At 33.4% G+C, this 21,131-nt stretch carries 20 protein-coding genes; 11 read left to right on the top strand and 9 right to left on the bottom strand.

Annotated features, from left to right (window positions below):
• Positions 1 to 18: 18 nt before the first annotated feature.
• From DCO46_RS12690 to DCO46_RS12725, 6 genes are all read right to left on the bottom strand, one after another.
• Complete coding sequence (locus tag DCO46_RS12690; protein ID WP_243416308.1) at positions 19 to 384, bottom strand: ankyrin repeat domain-containing protein; 366 nt, start codon at positions 382 to 384, stop codon at positions 19 to 21.
• A gap of 160 nt (positions 385 to 544) precedes the next feature.
• On the bottom strand, positions 545 to 1,681 hold the full coding sequence (locus DCO46_RS12695; protein ID WP_116752899.1) for a glycoside hydrolase family 26 protein: 1,137 nt from the start codon (positions 1,679 to 1,681) through the stop codon (positions 545 to 547).
• A 32-nt stretch (positions 1,682 to 1,713) separates the two neighbouring features.
• Positions 1,714 to 2,667, bottom strand: coding sequence for a phosphoribosylaminoimidazolesuccinocarboxamide synthase (locus DCO46_RS12700; protein WP_116752900.1), 954 nt, complete (start codon positions 2,665 to 2,667; stop codon positions 1,714 to 1,716).
• 250 nt (positions 2,668 to 2,917) lie between these two features.
• Positions 2,918 to 3,742, bottom strand: a complete 825-nt coding sequence (locus DCO46_RS12705; RefSeq protein ID WP_116752901.1) for a Cof-type HAD-IIB family hydrolase — start codon at positions 3,740 to 3,742, stop codon at positions 2,918 to 2,920.
• 139 nt (positions 3,743 to 3,881) lie between these two features.
• Positions 3,882 to 4,244, bottom strand: a complete 363-nt coding sequence (locus tag DCO46_RS12710; protein WP_116752902.1) for a DUF1801 domain-containing protein — start codon at positions 4,242 to 4,244, stop codon at positions 3,882 to 3,884.
• 629 nt (positions 4,245 to 4,873) lie between these two features.
• Complete coding sequence (locus tag DCO46_RS12725) at positions 4,874 to 5,824, bottom strand: PhoH family protein (protein ID WP_116752905.1); 951 nt, start codon at positions 5,822 to 5,824, stop codon at positions 4,874 to 4,876.
• Between the two features lie 238 nt (positions 5,825 to 6,062).
• Between DCO46_RS12725 and DCO46_RS12730 the strand changes: the two genes are divergently transcribed.
• From DCO46_RS12730 to DCO46_RS12755, 6 genes are all read left to right on the top strand, one after another.
• On the top strand, positions 6,063 to 6,890 hold the full coding sequence (locus tag DCO46_RS12730; protein WP_116752906.1) for an S-adenosyl-l-methionine hydroxide adenosyltransferase family protein: 828 nt from the start codon (positions 6,063 to 6,065) through the stop codon (positions 6,888 to 6,890).
• 335 nt (positions 6,891 to 7,225) lie between these two features.
• Complete coding sequence (locus DCO46_RS12735) at positions 7,226 to 7,522, top strand: putative quinol monooxygenase (RefSeq protein ID WP_116752907.1); 297 nt, start codon at positions 7,226 to 7,228, stop codon at positions 7,520 to 7,522.
• Between the two features lie 150 nt (positions 7,523 to 7,672).
• Positions 7,673 to 8,398, top strand: coding sequence for a gliding motility-associated ABC transporter permease subunit GldF (gene gldF / locus DCO46_RS12740; RefSeq protein ID WP_116752908.1), 726 nt, complete (start codon positions 7,673 to 7,675; stop codon positions 8,396 to 8,398).
• The gene (gldG, locus tag DCO46_RS12745) at positions 8,398 to 10,083 is read left to right on the top strand and encodes a gliding motility-associated ABC transporter substrate-binding protein GldG (RefSeq protein ID WP_116752909.1); all 1,686 of its coding nucleotides are present in this window, start codon (positions 8,398 to 8,400) and stop codon (positions 10,081 to 10,083) included. Before gldF ends, gldG begins: the two co-directional genes overlap by 1 nt.
• 105 nt (positions 10,084 to 10,188) lie before the next feature.
• Positions 10,189 to 11,307, top strand: coding sequence for a DNA polymerase III subunit beta (gene dnaN, locus DCO46_RS12750; RefSeq protein WP_116752910.1), 1,119 nt, complete (start codon positions 10,189 to 10,191; stop codon positions 11,305 to 11,307).
• Between the two features lie 363 nt (positions 11,308 to 11,670).
• Entirely contained in the window at positions 11,671 to 12,300 is a 630-nt protein-coding gene (locus DCO46_RS12755; RefSeq protein WP_116752911.1) for a DsbA family protein, read from the top strand.
• Positions 12,301 to 12,379: 79 nt separating this feature from the next.
• Here DCO46_RS12755 and DCO46_RS12760 read toward each other — a convergent pair whose 3' ends face one another.
• Positions 12,380 to 14,152 (bottom strand): MutS-related protein, encoded by a 1,773-nt coding sequence (locus DCO46_RS12760; RefSeq protein ID WP_116752912.1) that lies wholly within the window; start codon positions 14,150 to 14,152, stop codon positions 12,380 to 12,382.
• Between the two features lie 69 nt (positions 14,153 to 14,221).
• The gene (locus DCO46_RS12765) at positions 14,222 to 15,055 is read right to left on the bottom strand and encodes a universal stress protein (RefSeq protein WP_116752913.1); all 834 of its coding nucleotides are present in this window, start codon (positions 15,053 to 15,055) and stop codon (positions 14,222 to 14,224) included.
• A gap of 315 nt (positions 15,056 to 15,370) precedes the next feature.
• Here DCO46_RS12765 and DCO46_RS12770 point away from each other — a divergent pair, with 315 nt between their 5' ends.
• Complete coding sequence (locus tag DCO46_RS12770) at positions 15,371 to 15,778, top strand: hypothetical protein (RefSeq protein ID WP_124019562.1); 408 nt, start codon at positions 15,371 to 15,373, stop codon at positions 15,776 to 15,778.
• Between the two features lie 166 nt (positions 15,779 to 15,944).
• The gene (locus DCO46_RS12775) at positions 15,945 to 16,421 is read left to right on the top strand and encodes a hypothetical protein (RefSeq protein WP_116752915.1); all 477 of its coding nucleotides are present in this window, start codon (positions 15,945 to 15,947) and stop codon (positions 16,419 to 16,421) included.
• A gap of 614 nt (positions 16,422 to 17,035) precedes the next feature.
• Here the strand turns inward: DCO46_RS12775 and mnmE are convergent.
• Positions 17,036 to 18,436, bottom strand: coding sequence for a tRNA uridine-5-carboxymethylaminomethyl(34) synthesis GTPase MnmE (gene mnmE / locus DCO46_RS12780; RefSeq protein ID WP_116752939.1), 1,401 nt, complete (start codon positions 18,434 to 18,436; stop codon positions 17,036 to 17,038).
• Positions 18,437 to 18,776: 340 nt separating this feature from the next.
• Here mnmE and DCO46_RS22570 point away from each other — a divergent pair, with 340 nt between their 5' ends.
• The 3 genes from DCO46_RS22570 (at position 18,777) to DCO46_RS12795 (ending at position 20,388) form a co-directional block, all read left to right on the top strand.
• Positions 18,777 to 19,226: a hypothetical protein gene (locus DCO46_RS22570; protein WP_124019563.1), complete on the top strand. Its 450-nt coding sequence runs from the start codon at positions 18,777 to 18,779 to the stop codon at positions 19,224 to 19,226.
• A 352-nt stretch (positions 19,227 to 19,578) separates the two neighbouring features.
• Positions 19,579 to 19,818, top strand: a complete 240-nt coding sequence (locus tag DCO46_RS22685) for a hypothetical protein (protein WP_165828937.1) — start codon at positions 19,579 to 19,581, stop codon at positions 19,816 to 19,818.
• A gap of 246 nt (positions 19,819 to 20,064) precedes the next feature.
• Positions 20,065 to 20,388, top strand: coding sequence for a hypothetical protein (locus tag DCO46_RS12795; protein ID WP_124019564.1), 324 nt, complete (start codon positions 20,065 to 20,067; stop codon positions 20,386 to 20,388).
• Positions 20,389 to 21,131: the final 743 nt, after the last annotated feature.

Genomic DNA, 21,131 nt, shown 5'->3' on the forward strand with positions numbered 1-21,131 from the left:
ATTATCACTTCATATGCTTCAGAATAACAATGGCCTCCTTTGCATTAGAAAATTCAGCATAATTGAGCGCTGTATAACCTCTTTCATTTTTCTAAAAGCTTTAGCACCATTTGCCAGTAAAATTTTCATGATTTCCACTTCATTATAACGTGCTGCAACCATTAGCGGTGTCATGTCTTTTGACATCTTATTGACATCAACGCCATATTTGATAAATCTTCTAACGGTTTCAATATCTCCCTTGCTTATAGCCAAATGCAATGGTGATTTAATGAATGCCGAAAACTCAGTTTGATTATTACCTGATGATATGCAATTGGAAGCTATTGATGCATTTGCAGATGCCAGCAAAAAAGCTACTGCGGTAATTAATGATTTTTTCATGATGATTGTTTGTTTAATGATTGATGATGATGATTTTTATATTATAACTTTAGACGACTAAAAATCTGAATAGGTTGCACCAGATTCCGAAAAAGTTAAAAACAAAAAAAAAGCGCAATCCAGATTTACTGAATTGCGCCTTTTTATGCTTTATAAATATTTAAAGTTTAAACTTTTTACTGTAAATATTTTTCAAATCATTTTCAAACAAGGTATAAGGATCGTCATAAAATTTGATGAAATCGGGTACGCTGATTTGCTCAGGAAACGGAGCGTAAAAATGTGTAGGACTTGTTTTATCATTTCTCCAAACCAGAACATAAGCAAGCTGAAGTTTTTCTGATTTTAAAGATTTTAATAAAATTTCTGTCCACCAGTGCGGGTTTGGAATAGATTCTAATCCGGTTTCTGTAAATGCAGCTATTTTATTTTTTTTAATAGCCAGATCCGATATTATTTTCAGTTTCTTAACACCTGCTTTCAAATCATATTTTCCATCCCTTCCAAAATCAGCATAATCATCCATACCCAGCATGTCTACGTAATCGTCACCCGGATAGCGCTCTGAATATTCGGTTTCTGAACTAAATTTGTTGTCCGGAGAAAAAGCATAAATAAAATTATGCACGCCCAATGTATCTCTCAGATAAGAAACAGTAAATTGCCAGACGGCTATAAAATCTTCCCGTGAAGTATATTTTTTTCCCCACCAAAACCAATCTCCGTCAAATTCATGATAAGGCCTGAAAATCATCGGTGCTAATGTTCCGTTTTTTCCTTTTACAGAATTTGCAAAATCAGCAATTGTTTTTAAAATTTCTTTGTATTGCTGGTGATGAGAACCATTAGGTTTAATCAATTCCATTGCTGCAACAGAAACGGAATCTTTCCAATAAAAACTTCCCTGAGAAACGGGATTTAAAAAATGCCAGGAAACTGTTGTAATTCCTCCTCGCTCATAAGTATCGATTACATTCTTTCTTAAAATTTCTTTTGTTTTTTCAATTTCCTCTTTGGAATGTCCCGAAAAACTGCTAAAATCAATTCCAATAACAGCAGGATGAGAACCCGTTACCGATTTTACGTCAGATCTATTGGCTTCATTCGACCAGCCATGTCCATATTCCAGTGCATGTTGATGTCCGAATAAAATATGTTTTTTTGATATGGATTTTAGATTCTTATATAAATTCCTGGTTTCTGTTGTGGCTCTTTTATCAATTTGAGCAGAAAGAAAATGTCCTGTCATTATAAAAATAAATAACAGGACATTTTTTTTATTTGGGATAAATTTCATGGTTTAAATAATTAGTTTAAACCTGAAAATTACTATTTTGAAGAAAGGTAATCTAATACGTTTTTATCAATACGTTGATCAATATTAGCAATATCGGCCTTTACAAATTTTTCTCCTAAAATATTCTCATACAATTCGATATATCTTTCAGAAACAGATTCAATATAAGCGTCTGTCATTTCCGGAATTTGTTGTCCTTCCTGACCCTGAAAACCGTTTTCGATCAGCCATCGACGCACAAACTCTTTAGATAATTGCTTTTGCTCCTCTCCTTTTTCCTGTCTTTCCTGATATCCGTCAGCATAAAAATAACGGGAAGAATCCGGAGTATGAATTTCATCAATTAAAACGATAACACCGTCTTTTGTTTTTCCGAACTCATATTTTGTATCTACTAAAATTAAACCGCGTGAAGCAGCAATTTCAGTTCCTCTTTGAAATAAATCGCGTGTAAATTTTTCTAAAACCACATAATCTTCTTCAGAAACAATTCCTTTTGATAAAATATCTTCTCGGGAAATATCTTCGTCATGAGAACCATTATCCGCTTTTGTGGTAGGTGTAATAATTGGTTCCGGGAATTTATCATTTTCCTTTAAGCCTTCTGCCATTGTAACCCCGCAAATTTGTCTTTTTCCTGCAGCATATTCACGCGCAGCATGACCTGAAACATATCCACGTATAACCATTTCAACTTTAAAAGGATCGCACAAATGACCAACAGCAACGTTTGGATCAGGAGTTGCGATTAACCAGTTTGGTACAATATCTTCAGTCAATTCCATAAATTTTGTTGCGATTTGATTTAAAATCTGTCCTTTATACGGAATTCCTTTTGGTAAAACTACATCAAAAGCCGAAAGCCTGTCGGTTGCTACCATTACTAAAAGTTCGTCGTTTATGTTGTAAACTTCTCTAACTTTTCCACGGTAAACTGATTTCTGGTTCGGAAAATTAAAATTTGTAGTTGTGATTGTATTGCTCATCTGATTTGTTGTGTTGTTTTTTATGAATGCAAATTTAAAATTATTTCAGAGAGTTACACTACTAAAATAAAGAGATAAATTTAGAAATACGATAAAATCCTGTTATTAAGGGATACTAACAAGAAGATTAAAAGGTCTTTTTATTTAAAGTTCCCCACGCATTACACAAATTTCCACGAATATTTTTATGTAAAAACTAAATTGAAGCTTTTAAAAATTAGTGGAAATTTGTACAATTAGTGGCTAAAAGTTATGCTAATTCTTTGTCCAGAATTTTTGATGCAATATAACGGGCAACACCATCTTCGGCATTTGTTTTAATTACTTCCAAATTTGGTAAAGTCTCTTTTAGTAATGCGGGAGCATTTCCCATAATCAGGCCTTTTCCTGATACTGAAAGCATTTGCAAATCATTAAAACCATCTCCAAACGATACTGCTTCTGCTAATGTAAAGCCTTCTTTTTCCAGCACTGTTTCAATTGCAACAGCCTTATCTATCGATTTATCCATAAACTCTAAACAGGTTGGTAAACTAAAAGCATGGTGCAAATGTTCAGATGAATTGGCCAAAATAGCATCTTTTAGTTTTACGAGCTTTTCATGATTCTCACATGAAAAGAAAATTTTAATTGCTCCAAAATCCTCCAGGGCTTTATAATCAACCAGTTCAGGACGGTATTTTAATTCTTCCTGAAAAGCATTAAGCCTTTCGCTTATTTTATTGGTCTGCCATACATTTTCCTTAAATAAAACTACTGTAATTTCAGGATCGATTTCAACATTCAAAGCCGCTTTTACTACATCACTGTCTAAGTTAAACGCAAAAAGTTCTTCTTTTTCAGGTGAATGTATTCTGGCTCCGTTTGAACTTACTAAGTAAACCGGTACTTCGAGTTTTTCGATAATAGCCATAGCATCAAGATGATGACGCCCTGTGGCTACAACAATAAGATAATTTTGATTGTGAAGTTCCTGAAAAATTGATTTGGTATAATCTGAAATTCTGTGATTGGTGTTAAGTAAGGTTCCGTCTAAATCGCTCACTACAACTTTTATATTTTTTAATTTTGTCATATTAATAATCAAGTATTTATGATAGGCAAATTTACAATTTTATGCCCGAAAGAGCAAAGTTATATTGATCTGAAACCCCTAAATAAGGCAAGTTTATTATTTATTTAACTATTTCATTAAATTCTGTTTAGTATTCAGATTAGATTTTAACAATTCCCGATTTGTATAAATTCAGGGCTTTTTGAATAACTGATTCAATTTGTTCCAAAGGCAAATCTTTCTCCGAATCGAACATCATAATTTTCATTCTCGAACGTTTTTCCTGTATTAAAAAAGGTTCATCAAAATGTTTTCCTTCCACAATTCCGATATAAGGCTGTTTAAGTTTTTTGTGAATCAACAAATAGCAGAACATTTTTTCTTTGTAGCAAAAAAATGGCATTCCATATTTCAGAGCATTTGTAATGTCTTTGTCCTGACGCAGAATAATTTCTTTTAATGAAAGCAAAACTTCCCTTATTGGTTCTTCTTGTTTTTCGTAGAAATTGTCCAGTTCTTTCATTTAGGAATATTTTTTCTTATTTTTTAGTTCGTGCATAAATAATTTCAAGCGTGTCAGGACATTTTGATTCTTTTTTTAATTTATAATATAAAGAATCATTTTTGATATAAAATATTTCTTTTGAAAAGCTTACAAAACCAGCATCATCATTTGGATTACAATTTGGAATTGTAATTAAATTTCGGTCATGCTCTGAAAAAGGTGTGCAAAAATACAAATGGCATTATTCTATAACAAGTATCACTATTTATACTAGTTAATTCGATAGAATCGCCAATCATTTTCCATTTTCCTTTTGAAAATACCCTCCAATCACATCCTGCGCTTTTATAAGTAAACGAACTGTCTTTTTTAATTTTTAATATAGCTTTCACTGGAACTATATATTCTGTATCATACCAATTGCCCACAAATTTATTAGCCAAAACAGGCTTTTTAGTACACGAAATCAAAACAAAAAATAATAAAAAAATTGATAGTCTACCTGTCATGATTAATTAAAGTCGTAAATTATTAAATCAAAAAAAAATATTCGTTTTGCACCTTTCAAAAAGAATAAGCACAAAACGAATATTAATAAATATTAAAACACAATTCACGATTTACATTTAACATTTCACTATAATTAATTAATCGTGATTTTCTATTTGTTTATAAGCATCAATTACTTTTTTCACTAATCTGTGACGCACTATATCCTTATCATCAAGATAAATGATTCCGATTCCGTCAATGTCTTTTAGGACCAAAAGTGCTTCTTTAAGACCGGAAATCGTTCTGCGTGGTAAATCAACCTGTCCGGGATCACCTGTAATCATAAATTTAGCATTTTTACCCATACGCGTCAGAAACATTTTCATTTGCGAATGTGTTGTGTTTTGTGCTTCATCCAGAATTACAAAGGCATTGTCTAGCGTTCGCCCACGCATAAAAGCCAATGGCGCAATCTGAATAATTCCTTTTAAAATGTAATCTTCGAGTTTTTCGTTGGGCAGCATATCGCGTAGGGCATCGTAAAGCGGCTGCATATAAGGATCCAGTTTTTCTTTCATATCACCAGGTAAAAATCCAAGATTCTCCCCTGCTTCTACTGCTGGTCGCGTTAATATGATTCTTTTTACTTCCTTATCTTTCAGCATTTTTACCGCCATTGCCACACCCGTATACGTTTTTCCCGTTCCGGCCGGACCAACCGCAAATACCATATCATTTTTTTTGATGGTATCTACCAACAGCTGCTGATTGGGTGTCATGGCTTTAATTATTTTGCCACCAACACCATGAACTAATATTTTGTCATGATCATATGCTCTTTTTTCATCCTGACCATCACTCATAATAACACGTTCGATTACATTATCATCTATGTTATTATATCGGGTAAAATGGAGCATTAATCTCTGAAATCTTTTTTCGAATTCGTCTAAGACTTCTTTTTCGCCAAATGCCTTTAAGGTTGTCCCTCGCGCTACTATTTTAAGCTTCGGGTAATACTTTTTGATTATTTCAAGATGGCTGTCGTGAGCGCCCCAAAACTCTTTTGGTGCGATGTCAATTAGCTCAATTATTCTTTCGTTCAAATGAAGTAGTTTTAAATTAAATTTATTCAGTTTATTATAATAGTAACTGTCGGGTCTTTTTTGAGGTTACGGTTTTCAGCTTTATAACTGCAACTGAGTTTACTGTAACGGTCGATTATTTTAAAAAACACAAATTGTCTTTTCTTTCTTTCAATTTGTATTTACTATTACTAGCTTTGCATTTCTCAAATTTAATGAAAATTAGATTTAAATACTATCAATAGTTATAAACAAAATGATGTCAATAATTACCCTTACTACAGACTACGGACTGAAAGACCACTTTGTTGGTTCGCTGAAGGGTAAAATCTTATCAGAACTATCAGAAGTTCAAATAATTGACATTTCGCACGATATTGATCCTTTCAATACGGCCGAAGCAAGTTATATTATTGGTGCCTCCTATCTGAGTTTTCCAAAAGGAACGGTACATCTGATTGGTGTTGATATTGAACGTAATAAAGAAAACCAGCACATTGCGATGCAGTGGAATGATCATTATTTTATTTGTGCCGATAACGGAATCCTGAGTATGCTTACGCAGAAAATTGTTCCGCAAAAAATTGTAGCTATAAACATTCATGATCGTTTTCCGGCAGAATCGACTGATTTGGATATATTTATTCAGGTGGCGTGTCATATTGCCAAAGGCGGCTTATTGAATGTGATTGGAAAAGAAATCCCTGCGGTTAAAGAAGCAACAGAATTACAGGCTGTGTTAGCTGCAGACGGAAATTCGATAAAAGGGTATATTATTTATATCGATCATTTCGGAAACGTTGTAACAAATATTTCGAAACAACAATTTTTAGAAGTGGCCAAAGGTCGTCCGTATGAAATTGTAATGCAGCCAAAAAGCATCAAAACCATTCTGCCTAATTATTCGGCTATTGCTACTTCAGACAAATATCCGATTAAAACCTATGAAGGCGAAAAACTCGCTATTTTTAATGAAGCCGGTTTCCTTGAAATTGCTATTTTTAGAAGTAATCCTTCGAAAGTTGGCTCTGCTAATAGTTTACTGGGATTGAATTATCGTGATGTAATTACGATTAAGTTTTCTTAATTTTAAATTAATGGTCCGCAGATTCCGCTGATTCAGCAGATTTACAATCATATTTATTGTCTTTTACATTAGAAATAAGAAAAATATTCATTGCATTATAACATAGCCCGCGGTTTTAACCGTGGGGATAAATTAGGGTAAGCATCGTGATATGTATTGTGTTCCCACGGTTGAAACCGCGGGCTATATTTGAAATACCAATTCAAAAAACTATGATTTTAGAATATTTTATTTTTTATTAAAAAGAACAATCAATTTTGGTATTTTTGCGCACCTGTAAGCTTTAGGCATTCAAAAAATCTAAAATCTACAGTCTTAAATCTAAAATTGAATACATGTTTGTCAGAATAGTAAAAATGAGTTTTCACGAAGAAAAAATCCCTGATTTTCTGGCGAATTTTGAATCCATAAAAGACAAAATACGAAATGCAGACGGAAATCGTTTTTTAGAGTTGTATCAGGACAAAAATGACAAATGTATTTTCTTTACTTACAGTTATTGGGAAACCGAAACTGATTTAGAAAATTACAGAAACTCGGAACTTTTTAATACCGTTTGGGATTTTACAAAGAAATTATTCAATGCAAAACCAGAAGCCTGGAGTGTGGATAAAGTGGTTAGCTTAAATTAGTTTCAGGTTTCACGTTAAGTGAGCAACTTGAAACATGAAACCTGAAACTTTAGATACAAAGAACACAAAGATTACAATACTAAGGTTTATAAGTTCGCAAAACAACTTGAAACCTGAAACAAAGAAAAACTTGAAACAAAAATAAGTTACATGAAATCAATCATTTTAAGAGAAATAAAATCTTTTTTTGGCTCTCCTATTGGCTATTTGGTCATTGCTATTTTCTTAATTAGCAACGGGCTATTTTTATGGGTTTTTGAAGGGGATTACAATATCTTAAATTCCGGTTATGCCGATTTAACTCCGTTTTTCACATTGGCACCGTGGATTTTAATTTTCCTGATTCCCGCTGTTACTATGAGAAGTTTCTCTGACGAAAAGAAACAAGGAACTCTTGAATTGCTTTTAACCAAACCCTTATCTGTCTGGGAAATTGTAAATGGTAAGTTTTTAGGTTCCTTATTATTGATTGTTCTGGCAATTGTACCCACTTTTATTTATGTAAAAGTAATTTCAAACTTAGGTTTACCGGAAGGTAATATTGATATGGGAAGCACAATTGGTTCTTATTTTGGGTTGTTATTTCTAATTGCTTCTTATTCTGCAATCGGAATTTTCACTTCGACTCTGTCAGAAAATCAAATTGTTGCTTTTATCATTGCCGTTTTTTTATGTTTCCTGTTTTATTTTGGTTTTGAAGGTTTGGCTTCTTTAATTCCCGGTTTTTCAGGTATTATTTCGGCATTTGGAATGCAGGATCATTTTAAGAGTATGAGCCGTGGTGTAATAGATACACGCGATGTTATTTACTTTTTGAGCATCACCGTTTTATTCCTGTCATTTACTGTTTATAAATTAAAATCTTTTAAAGCCTAATGAAAGCAACCACTCAAAAAAACCTCAAAACAGTAGGCATCACCGTTTTCGTTTTAATAGTTTTAAATATACTCGGAAGTCTTTATTTTCAAAGATTTGACTTAACAAAAGACAAAAGATACACTTTGTCTGAAACTTCTTTGAATATTGTCAAACAAGTTCACAATCCGTTATCGATTAAGATTTATATGGATGGTGATCTTCCTGCAGATTTTAGACGTTTGCAACAGGAAACCAGACAATTACTGGAAGAATTTCAGGCTTATAACAGTAACATTGTTTTTGAATTCGTTAATCCTCTTGAGAACCAGGAAGAAAGTATGGATTTAACAAAGTCTCTTTTTCAAAAAGGACTTACACCCATAAATATAACAGTTGATGATAAAGGAAAACAATCCCAGGCGATGGTTTTTCCCTGGGCAATTGCAGTTTATAACAACAAAGAAGTAAATATCCCTTTGCTGAAAAACATCATGGGTGCCACAACTGAGCAAAAAGTTAAAGGATCGATCCAGCATTTGGAATATTCTATTGCCGATGCTATCAATAAAATTACAAAAGACAAACAAAAGAAAGTTGCGATCATAAAAGGAAATGGTGAAATGAATGAAATTCATATTGCCAAAATGCTGATGCAAATTCGAGAAAGCTATTACATCGGACCTTTTACACTGGATTCTGTAGCTAAAAATCCAACAGGAAGTTTAGAAGCGCTTAAAAAATATGACCTTGCCATTATCTCAAAACCAACTGAAACTTTTTCTGATGAAGAAAAACAGGTTTTAGACCAGTTTATTATGAATGGCGGTAAAACGCTTTGGCTGGTAGATCAGGTTGCTGCAGATATGGACAGTTTATATAATCAATCTGGTGCAACACTGGCGTATCCGAGAGATTTAAACCTAAACGATATGTTCTTTAAATACGGATTCAGAATAAATCCTGATCTGGTTAAAGATGAACAAGGAAGCCCAATAAAACTGGCAACAGGCGAACAAGGAAGTGCTACACAATATCAGGAATTTATATGGAAGTATGCCCCTCAGGTTTATCCGGACAGTCAGCATCCGATTGTTAAGAATCTGGGTGGAATTAAATTCGATTTTGCGAGTCCGATTGATACTTTAAAAAACGGGATCAAAAAAACGGTATTACTGCATTCTTCCGAGTATTCAAGAACAATAGGAACTCCGTCTGAAATTAACCTGAATATTGTAACAGAAAAAACGTCTCCGCAGGATTATATTAATAAAGGAAATTTACCTCTTTCGGTTTTATTAGAAGGTTCTTTTCATTCTGCCTTTGAAAACCGTGTTTTGCCTTTCAAGGAAAATTCATTTTTAGCCAAAGGAAAACCAACAAAAATGATTGTGATTTCTGATGGTGATTTAGCGCGAAACCAGTTAGACAAAAATATGATGCCGGTAGAATTAGGCTATGATCAACGTACCGGTAATCTTTATGACAACAAAGATTTTATGATGAACTGCATCAATTATTTACTGGACGATACGGGACTTATTAACATAAGAAGCAAAGATCTTGACCTGCCTTTACTTGACAAAGAGAAAGTTTACGAAAATTACACCACAACCCAATTCATAACTATCGGGCTTCCAATTCTTACTTTATTGGTTTTTGGACTTGTATTTACTTTCTTAAGAAAAAGAAAATACAGCAGATAGATGTTAATAAAAAAATGTAATACTTTAGATAGTTTACGATATATTTGTAATCCATATATTTAGCTTTAATTAGCTGGAGAAATATCAAAAAATAAAATAAAACAGATGAAATTTATAGTATCGAGTTCGTACTTATTAAAACAATTACAAGTTTTAGGTAGTGTTATTAACAGCAACAACACATTACCTATTTTAGATAACTTTTTATTTGAACTAAATAACAGTGAGTTGACAGTTTCTGCGTCAGATCTTGAAACTACAATGTCAGCTACTTTATCTATCGATTCTAAAAGTAAAGGAAGCGTAGCCGTGCCTGCAAAACTTTTGCTTGAAATTTTAAAAACGTTTCCTGAACAGCCTCTAACTTTTACAGTTGAAGAAAATAATACAGTTGAGATTAGCTCTAATTCAGGAAAATATGCGTTAGCTTATGCTGCGGGAGAAGAATTTCCTAAAGCCGTTCATCTTGAAGACCCGTCTGTAACTTTGGTTCCGGCAGAAGTTTTGGCAACTGCTGTAAGTAAAACAATTTTTGCTGCAGGAAATGATGATTTGCGTCCGGTAATGTCGGGAGTATTTTTTCAGTTCTCACCAGAAGGATTAATTTTCGTAGCTACAGATGCACATAAACTAGTAAAATATGCACGTACAGATGTAAAAGCATCTCAGGTTGCTGATTTTATTATGCCGAAGAAACCTTTGAATATTTTAAAAAGTATTTTAGGAAGTTCTGATGCAGAGGTTAAAATTGAATACAACGACTCAAATGCGACTTTCTCATTTGACAATTATATCTTGATGTGCCGTTTAATTGATGGGAAATACCCAAATTATGAAGCGGTAATTCCAAAAGAAAACCCAAACAAATTAATGATCGACCGTTCTTTATTTTTAAGTTCAGTTCGTCGTGTTGCGATTTTCTCAAACAAAACTACACACCAGATTCGTTTAAAAATAGCCGGAGCAGAACTGAATGTTTCAGCAGAAGATATCGATTACTCAAACAAAGCCGAAGAGAGATTAACTTGTGATTATCAAGGTGATGACTTACAAATTGGCTTTAATTCACGTTTCCTTACAGAAATGCTTACAAACCTGCAATCGGACATGATTATGTTAGAAATGTCATTGCCAAACAGAGCCGGAATCCTTACTCCTGTTGATGGTTTAGAAGAAGGCGAAAGTGTTACTATGTTGGTAATGCCTGTAATGTTAAATAGTTAACATCAAATCTTCTTTTTGTTACAGGGATATTTTTTAGTTTAGAATTAAAGATATATCATTGTAAAAAAAAATATCGCTATTAACCAACCATTTTTTATACCTAGAAACCGCAATTCCTATAAAGAGTTGCGGTTTTTTATTTGAAGGTGTTTTTTTGTTTCAGGTTTCAAGTTTCAGGTTTCAAGTTTCAGGTTTCAGGTTAGAGATGAATGGCTTGTGTGGAGTTTAATCGCAAAGTTTAGATAAAGCTTTGCGAACTTTGCGTTTGTGAACACCATTTTGATCAAAAAACTTAGCGTGCTTTGCGGTTAAACTCTCTAAACAAACGTAAAACCTGAAACAATTTTTCTTTAACTTTGTAATATGAAAATAGAAATTTGGTCGGACATCATGTGTCCGTTTTGTTATATCGGAAAAAGACAATTGGAATCGGCTTTGACTGAATTCCCAAATGCTGAATTTGAAATTGAGTGGAAAAGCTTTCAGCTTGATCCAACTATTACACCTCAATCCGGTAAGGACGTTTTTACGTTCCTGGCCGAAAGAAAAGGTATTTCAGTAGAACAATCTATAGAAATGCATAAAGGTGTCACAGAACGCGCAAAAAGCGTTGGTCTTGATTATCATTTCGATCAAGCTGTTATTTCCAATTCACTGGAAGCACACAGAATTATCCAATTGGCTAAAACTAAGAATTTAGGCGACCAGATGGAAGAAATTTTCTTTAAAGCTTATTTTACAGAAGGCAGAGACTTAAACGACGGACCTACTCTGATAGAATTGGCAGTAAAAGCAGGTTTAGATCAGATTCAGGTGCTGGAAGTTCTTAAAGATGAAAACTTATTCTTAGACAACGTTCAAAATGATATTTCTGAAGCGCAGCAAATTGGCGTACAAGGAGTTCCTTTCTTTGTTTTTGACAGGAAATATGCTGTTTCAGGAGCTCAGCCGGTTGAAACTTTTGTGAATACCATTAAAGAAGTTCTTAAATAAATTTTAGATTTTAGAATGTAGATTTTAGATTCTTTTGATTCGCTCTGAATAAAATAAATTCAAAATCTACATTCTAAAATCAAATAACTCCCATTTTCTGCATTAAGAAAGTAGCACTTTTGTTTTTACAGATTCCGTTTCGCAGTTTATAATCAAAATGCAAATCGTTGTTCTGTATTTCAACTTCAAAGCATAGATTCGTTAAAATTTCAGGATATTCGTTGGTAGTCAGACAAACCTCAATATCATGTGTTGCAATTGCCCCGATAGCTTTTTTTGCTATTATTTTTTTTACTACTTCAATTGTTCCGTTTCGTTTGTCATCAGAATTTGTTCCTCTCAAAATTTCATCCAACAATACGAATGCCGGTTTTTCATCCAAAGCATCCATGATTTGTTTTAAGCGTTTAATTTCTGCAAAAAAATAGGATTCACTATCTGATAAGGAATCTGACAACCGCATTGAAACTAAAACTTGCAGTGGATGCATATTAGCTTCTGAAGCACAGACTACAGAACCGATTCCTCCCAAAACCATATTTACCCCAAGGCTTCTCAGAAAAGTACTCTTTCCTGACATGTTGGAGCCTGTTAAAATCATGAAAGATTCCGGATAAAAATGCGTATCATTCCCTACTCTGCTCGTCGGATTTAATAATGGGTGAGCTAAATTTTTAAACCCTATTTTGTATTCTGAATTAATTTCAGGAAAAACAAAATCCGGATTATTATAAGCCAAATTGGTTAAACTGTTTAAAGCTTCAAATTCACCAATAACCGTAATCCACTTTTCAAGTTGGCTGGAATATTTATCTTTCCATTTCAAAAGCGCTCTGAGTACATGGAGATTGAATAAAAATGTCCCGTTGAATACAATTGCCGTAACAAAATTATTGATCGTATCCATTCGTGAAAACAATTCTGATAACTGTTTCAAATGCGAACTGGCCTTAGCATTATTGAAAACCAACTGTTGTTGCAGATCGGTTAGCTTTTTAGAATTGAATTTTTCGCTTTCAATTTTTTCTACTAATAAGCCATATTGTTTAATGATTTTATCAACGTCATCTGTTTTGGCAATTTCAGACTGAATTCGCTTAAATGATTTTCCTAACACTATCATATTCGCTATAAAAGCATAAGTCAGATAAGACAGTAAAACTGTTTTTGATGTTATAAAATAAGCCGTTAAAAGTCCGAAAAACAATATTGGAAGTATAACCGAAAGCAAAACTAAAGCTTTAGGTAATGGATTATTTTTAGATGAAGTCCAATGAATTATAGAATCATAAGAATCTTTTGAATCATTACTTATTGTTGCCAAAGCCAGAAAATCCTGTCTCCAGTCTAATTTTGATTTCAATTCATTAATGGCTTCCTGATTTTCTAAGATTACATGATTTGGCTGTACGCTCAATAATTGGGAAGCAAGTGTTTTTTTTCCTATGAAAGTTGCTGTTCTGTTCAGATTTTGAAATAAAGAGTGCTCTCCGAAAATATCCAAATCGTAAGCATACGGATGATAAAAATCATTAAACTCAATACCGTTTTCGAAAGGAAGTTTTTCTCTTTTTAAAAAAGCAATTTCATTTTCATTAATCTTTAGGATCGCAGTAAAAATCTGTTTTCTGAAAGATAATTTTGAATGTATTCTCATTAAAAAAAGAAAACCAACAAAAGATATAAAAGCAGAAATTACATAAAGGATTTCATTTGTTTTGATATAATTAAAGAGTAATAGCAAACAAAGAAAAACACTTAAAAGACGTAAAATACTAATGCTGTTGTATCTTTTGTTGATTTTATTAAAAAGTTGGGAATACTGCGTAACTTTATTTTGATAGGAATCCATTGTATTGATTTGATGAAATACAAATATAGGTTTTAGATAACAAAATAAAGGTCTAAAAATCCCGGAAATTTAATCTTCGTGCATAATCAAAACGGGCACAGAAGTTTCTTTTGACATTTTTTTTGTAAAACTGGAATCAAAAATACTTTCAAAAAAGGAACGTTTATGTGTAATCATTGCCAAAACATCAATTTCTTTATAAAGCACAAAATCAAGTATTGTTTCCTTTATTTCATCGCTTGGTAAAACAAGAAATTCGACATTATCATTTGCAAACTCTCTTTCCCATTCTTTTACAGTGACATCTGAAATATCAGAATTAGAGGTTTTTACATACAGGCTCTTCACTTTTGCACCTGTTTTCTTAGCAATTTTCAAAACCTTTTTTAGTTCTTTTTTGTCTTTTTCACGATAGCGGGTTGTAAATCCGATTGTTTTAATTTTCTTGAATTTAGCATCAACCGGAACGCATAAAACCGGCACATCAACTCCTGAGATGACAGAACTGGTGTTAGAGCCAAGAAAGAATTTGGTCCAGTCAGAAACACCTGTTGTTCCCATTATAACAAAATCTATTTGGTCTTCCTTAACTGCATTTTTTAAATTATATAATAAGTCACCATCCATCAAACGGTGTTTTATAACAATATCTTCTAATTTTCTTTCCATTGCAATGGTTCTCAATTTTGGAATTTCATCTTTGAACGTCTCAAATTTTGCCAGTTCTATCGAACTGTAAATAGACGCGTAATTTTCGGGAAAAAACTGACTATCATAAACCGGAATCTCAAACGTATGTAACAAAATAAGTTCGCCATTTACTATTTTGGCAAATTCCAGGGCATGTACAAATGCATTTGTAGCTGCCTCAGAAAAATCGGTGGGAAATAATATTTTTTTCATTTTGCATCAGATTATTAAGTTGTTCTCTCAAATTTAATCATTCTAAAAATAAATCGGTCTGACAATTATCAGTAATTTAACATTTAGAAATCAGGCCATAAAAATCTGGTATTTTTAAAATCCGAATAAAAAAGTTACATATAATCCGGTAACGGGAAAACATTCAAATCGCTAGCCTGTTAGAGGATGATTTTAATATAATTCCAGGGGCATAAATTCCGGTAAAAATATTTCCCTATATTCGCCTGTAAGAAGCTAAATTATGGTGAACCCCGCTGTACCAGCATAAGGTTACAGGAAATTAAAATGGCGAAAATGAAAAATGAACCGGCTTTGGATGACAAAATTGATAAAATTATCAAACGGAATTATTCATCAACTTTTATGAATAATTCCAAATGGGTAAAACTCATCGGGTTGCTTGTTAAAAATCATAATCTATTTGATGTCTGTAATGTGAAACTCATTTATGATGATGAAATCAGACGGTTAATAATTCAAGGGAATGAAACTTATGAATTGGACTATTATCAGGATTCTATGGAAGGCATGATCACAAAACCAATTACTCCAGGTTGGGTAGCATACAAAGAAATTGAGTGGATAAGCTTTCCTTCCGACAAAAGTAATACGCAGGCACTCGAAATATTAATAAAGAAAACTGGTGAATTTAGAAGTGATGTAACAGTGGATTACCTTCGGATTTTGGCTTACCTAAAGTAAACAGGGTCAATTAAAGTCATTTGGGGTAATAACGCGTACAGGGAAAATTGGTCAACAGGCAAAATGATAGCTGTTTTTTGTATGGGAATCCCAAAACAGGGCTTAATGCAGTTCGGGGCTCATCGCGGCAGGGACTGATCGGTAACCTTAAAGAAATTAAAAAACAATGAATAAATTTATAATGATCTCGCTCTTATCCCTGGTTACCCACTACTCATTTGCATGTAGTTGTATCGGTAAATCATCGATAAGAAAAGAAATGGAGCACAAAGATGTCGTGTTTGTCGGAAAGGTAATTTCACGTGAAATCTATCAGCAAACCGATACGCTTCTGACAGAGGATTCAAACAGGCTTAGCTTTAAAAAAGCCAAATACCGGATACTGGTTACTGAAAGGTTAAAAGGGGAAATCAAAACCGATACGCTAACTGTATTTACAGGATTGGGTAATGGGGATTGTGGTGTGAATTTTAAACTCGGTGAAAACTATATTATCTATTCAGGCTACGAAAATGAACATTTCAATAGTGGTCAGAAAGTGGATAAATTTTTAGCAACAGATCTTTGTACCTTAACGCAGTTGTTTACGAAAAAAGAATTTTTGAGGGCAAAGAAGTGCGCCAAAAGAAAACACTATTCCTAAATTGTAAGTTGGGACTAAGGTAGTAGCAGACTGGTTATTGCAATTTTATAATCTTTCGGTTCCTTGCTAAATTTAAGCAGGATTATCCAATAAATGCAAATTGGCTTCCGGATTGGGTACAATATATACGCCACAATCATCAAAAACTGTAAACTATGCTAAAAGTTAATTTTTTCTATTTCTTTCGATTACTTTTTATTTCTGTGACAAACTGAATACCAGTGAATTGTTGGTCAGAAACAATTGTGACAAGAGATATTCCGTATCCTGTCTAAAAATGATAGTATGAGTAAGTCCGGTTTCTATTATGAATATCAGTACTGTATAACTTTGCGTTTTTTTTGTTTTGCAGATTCTTAAATGCTGCCAATTAATTTCACTGGCTATGGCCTATGAGGGGGTTATATTCACCTTGCTAATTTCAAAAGACGGTATCCTTTATTTTAATCAGACCTTTTAGGGTTATGGGAACTTCTTTCAGTATTTGAGTTTAAAAAAATATGGAACTGATCATCAAAGCTAGTAACGATTTTAACCAAAAGAAAACAGAAACAAAAAACGAGTTAAAATATTTATTGTTAACACTTTAACTCGTTTTTTGTTTCTGTTTTTTGTTATTTCCCAATACAAAAATTAGCAAAAATATTACCCAACAATTCATCATTTGTAACCTGACCTGTAATAAGCCCGAACTGATATAAAGCTTCCCGGATATCAAGAGCCATTAAGTCGCTTGAAAGACCGGTTTCTAAACCAAATTTTACTTTTTGTATTTCATCTAAAGCTTTTAATAAAGAATCATAATGCCTTGTATTAGTTACGATTGTTTCATTATTACGAAGCGCGCCGGTATTTACAAATGAAAGTAATTCATTCTTCAGATCATCAACTCCGGTTTTTTCTTTAGCCGAAATCAAAAGAAGTTTTGCATTTAAGTTTTCGAGCTGATTCGTGATGTTTAATGCTTCATCAACAGATAAAACATCCTTTTTATTAACCACAATAATCAGAGGCTTTAAGGGATACTTATTTTTGATTTGTTCAATCTCAGAAACAAAGTCAGAACTTGATACCTGAAATTTCAAACCGTCAAATAAATAGATTACTACTTGTGCCTGTTCTATTTTTTCAAAAGTTTTTTTGATTCCAATGCTTTCAACAACATCTTTTGTTTCGCGAATACCAGCTGTGTCAATAAATCTAAAACCGATTCCGCCAATTACCAGTTCGTCCTCAATCGTATCACGTGTAGTTCCGGCTATGTCAGAAACAATGGCGCGTTCCTCATTTAATAAAGCATTTAGTAAGGTAGATTTTCCAACATTTGGTTCCCCGACAATTGCCACCGGTATTCCGTTTTTAATCACATTTCCGACGGCAAAAGAATCAATTAAACGCTTTAGGACAAATTCAATTCTGTTCAGCAATTCATGAAACTGAGTTCTGTCAGCAAATTCAACATCTTCTTCAGCGAAGTCTAATTCTAATTCTATTAGCGAAGCAAAATTCAAAAGTTCTTCTCGCAGTTTTGCAATTTCGTTACTAAAACCACCACGCATTTGCTGCATAGCAATCTGATGCGAAGCTTCATTATCAGATGAAATTAAATCGGCAACGGCTTCTGCCTGAGATAAGTCAAGTTTTCCGTTTAAGAAAGCTCTCAATGTAAATTCTCCTGCATCTGCCATTCTGCAGCCTTTTCTCAATAATAACTGAATAATCTGCTGCTGGATATAAGTCGAACCATGACAAGAAATTTCTATAGTATTTTCGCCTGTATAAGAGTTAGGTCCTTTAAAAATCGAAACTAAAACTTCATCAAGCGTTTTTGTTTCATCCACTATGTGGCCCAAATGAAGCGTATGTGTTTTTTGCTTAGTTAAATCCTTATTTCTTATGGATTTAAAAACGCTGTTTCCAATTGTAATAGCATCAGAACCTGAAATACGAATTATAGCAATTGCACCAGCTCCAGAAGGTGTCGCCAAAGCAACTATAGAATCTTGATTTATCATATTGCAAAGGTATAAAAAAAGCCTCAGAATTGCGAAATTGAAGTATTGAGGTATAGCAATAGCGGAAAGATTCAGCTTTTTCAGGTTTTCGGCTGCGTCCATTCCAACAAAAGATATAACGTGATAATCAACCTATTGTTTTAAAATTAAATACATTTCAAATCAGCAAAGCATACCTGTCTAAATACCGGACGTGCACAACCTCCCTCCCCTCAATCCTGGAACGAAAAAGAAAAATACAACAACAACAACAAACTTTTAAAGTGCTCCCATTTGCATAGCATGGAAAAATTCCGCATATTTAATCCGTCTTAGTCCCACGGTATTATACCCGCAAAACATGAAAAACTTCGTATTCCTGGTTACCTTCATTCTTTCCACCCTACACCCTACCTCGGCCCAGGTTGCCGTCTCAGACAGCCTGTCCCATACCCGGGTCCGGATACAGACCAGCTATGGGAGCCTGACGATCGATAAGAACACGCAGGGCCAGAACAGTTTTATGTCGATGCGCAGCGGCTTTGATGCCGGTGAGAACTGCCCTGTTGTGGATTATACTGTCTGGGTGAGCTTCCATACCGACTGTGAGGGTGCCCTGTCCGGTTATGAATTGGTTAAGAAAGGTGAAATAAAATGCTTAAACGACGCTGTGGAGACCTATTGCAGGGAGATATTGGGAAGGTTAAAAGAAAAAAACATACCAGGCCTTTTTACTTCCGATCCTTCCAAATGGGGCATGACCTACCGTCTGCCCATCAGGATATCAGCTAATGAGCTAACCGGTAATTAATGATTTAATTCGTTGACAGCCTAAGGAGGGCAACTGATTTATTTTCACAGCGACATACCATTTCATTCAATATGAACAGAAAAACAAGACAAAACTCATCCAATACCTTTTTGACTGGTATCTGATTTTAAATTATCGTAATATGGCAACCGAAAACAAAATAAGGCTGAATAGAATATACGGATTCATAATTATCTACGGACTAATTTGCGGACTTGTCCTTTCCTTCAATTTATGGTTGATAAACTTTATTGGCTATTTGGCTGTATATACAAATCTTATTTTTATATTTCTTATTTTCCTGTTTTTTATAACTAGTTACAAATTAGTTTTTGGCATTGAAATTAAAGTAATGCCTTCATTACTAATAGGATTTCCAGTTTTTCTAATTGGATTAGCTGTTTTTAAATTCTATTACGATTTTGGTTCAACTACTTACTATACAGAATATGGGAAACAACAACTTATTAAAGAATGGTTTGGATATGCCGCAGCAATGACCGCTATAGTAACTTTTATATGCCTGCCTATTTACAATTGGAAAAAAAGAAATAATAGCTATTCAATCAAATCCGAACAACAGCAAAAATAATCACAAATAAGCGTAGAAAAATAACAGCATATAACAGCTATCACAACAGATTCGGGCAATCTGCTTATTGTAAAACTGGTTTTGTATTTGGATTATTTGCTGGGCCTGTTCGCTATGGCTTGGGTGGGAAATTCGAGGAATTGCCTCACTTTAATCAGTTGAATTCCGAGGCTCTGCCTCAGGCTAATTTATTCCAAAACCAGCTATTAGCACAACGTTATAAGCAATTTTAAAAGACATTGTCAAATGAAAATCATAAAATACTCAGTACTATTTACTGTAATGACATTAGTTTCATGTAGTAATTCAGTGAAAATAAATGATGAATTTAAAATTGAATACCTGGAAATGTTTTCTTCCATTTCTTTGCACAATGAACACCAAGGTTTTGTTGGTAACGTTACAGAAGCTTATTGGAATAACGATTCTTTAGTCGTTTCAGGTGAAACAGGTTGTTTTCTCATTGAATTTGGAAAAACGAAATACAATGACGAAATGATTAGGATAGAATGTGGAAATTTAAGTCATAAATTAAAAAAAGGAACTATAAGAAAGTTTATTAAAAATTGATTACTGAATAGAAAAACAGCCTACATCACCTACTGGAAAAGATTTGGGCAATTGACTTAATGGAGAATTGGACAGAGCCAGAATTGGAATTAATAAGGAAAACAATCTGATTTTAAATCATTCACATTATAAGAAAACAGGTTTTGGAAGTGAATATAAAAGGAAATAAAGACAGCAAATAACAGTTAATACTTGGCATGGGAACAGAATTTGAAAAAACAGTAAGGCGAGCTACTATTACAATCTCAGTATTGATTATAATAATACTGCAGTTGGATTTTTTTATCACCAAAGAATTTATGTTGGAATCAATATTAAACTTAGGACTGACTTTAGTTCTTCTTATCCATATATTCAGAAAAATTAGTATCAAAATTTATTCAAAAAAATTCCTTGCCTATATTATAAATGGATTGATCGTTATAGCGGGATTGTACTGCTTTTCTTTTTTACTATTGCTTTATTGGGGATATGGCTTCTCAGGAAAAAAAACTCCGCTTATTTGGACTTCAGCCTTTTTTTTGAATTTACTGTTAATACTATCTGTAATTTTTGAGTTACGTTTCCAAAAAAGAAAATAAACTAAAACTATAAACAGTACTTAAACCAGAATGCGTAAACAAACAAAAGAAACACGACCCCAAACAGCTATTGCAACGGATTGGGCACTAGGCGTAATGAAAAATTGCTAATGTCATTGGAAAATTTATGTTTAAACGAAAATCCCACATCTAAGTAACCAA

The sequence above is a fragment of the Flavobacterium sp. HTF genome, assembly GCF_003105115.1.
Taxonomy (GTDB): domain Bacteria; phylum Bacteroidota; class Bacteroidia; order Flavobacteriales; family Flavobacteriaceae; genus Flavobacterium.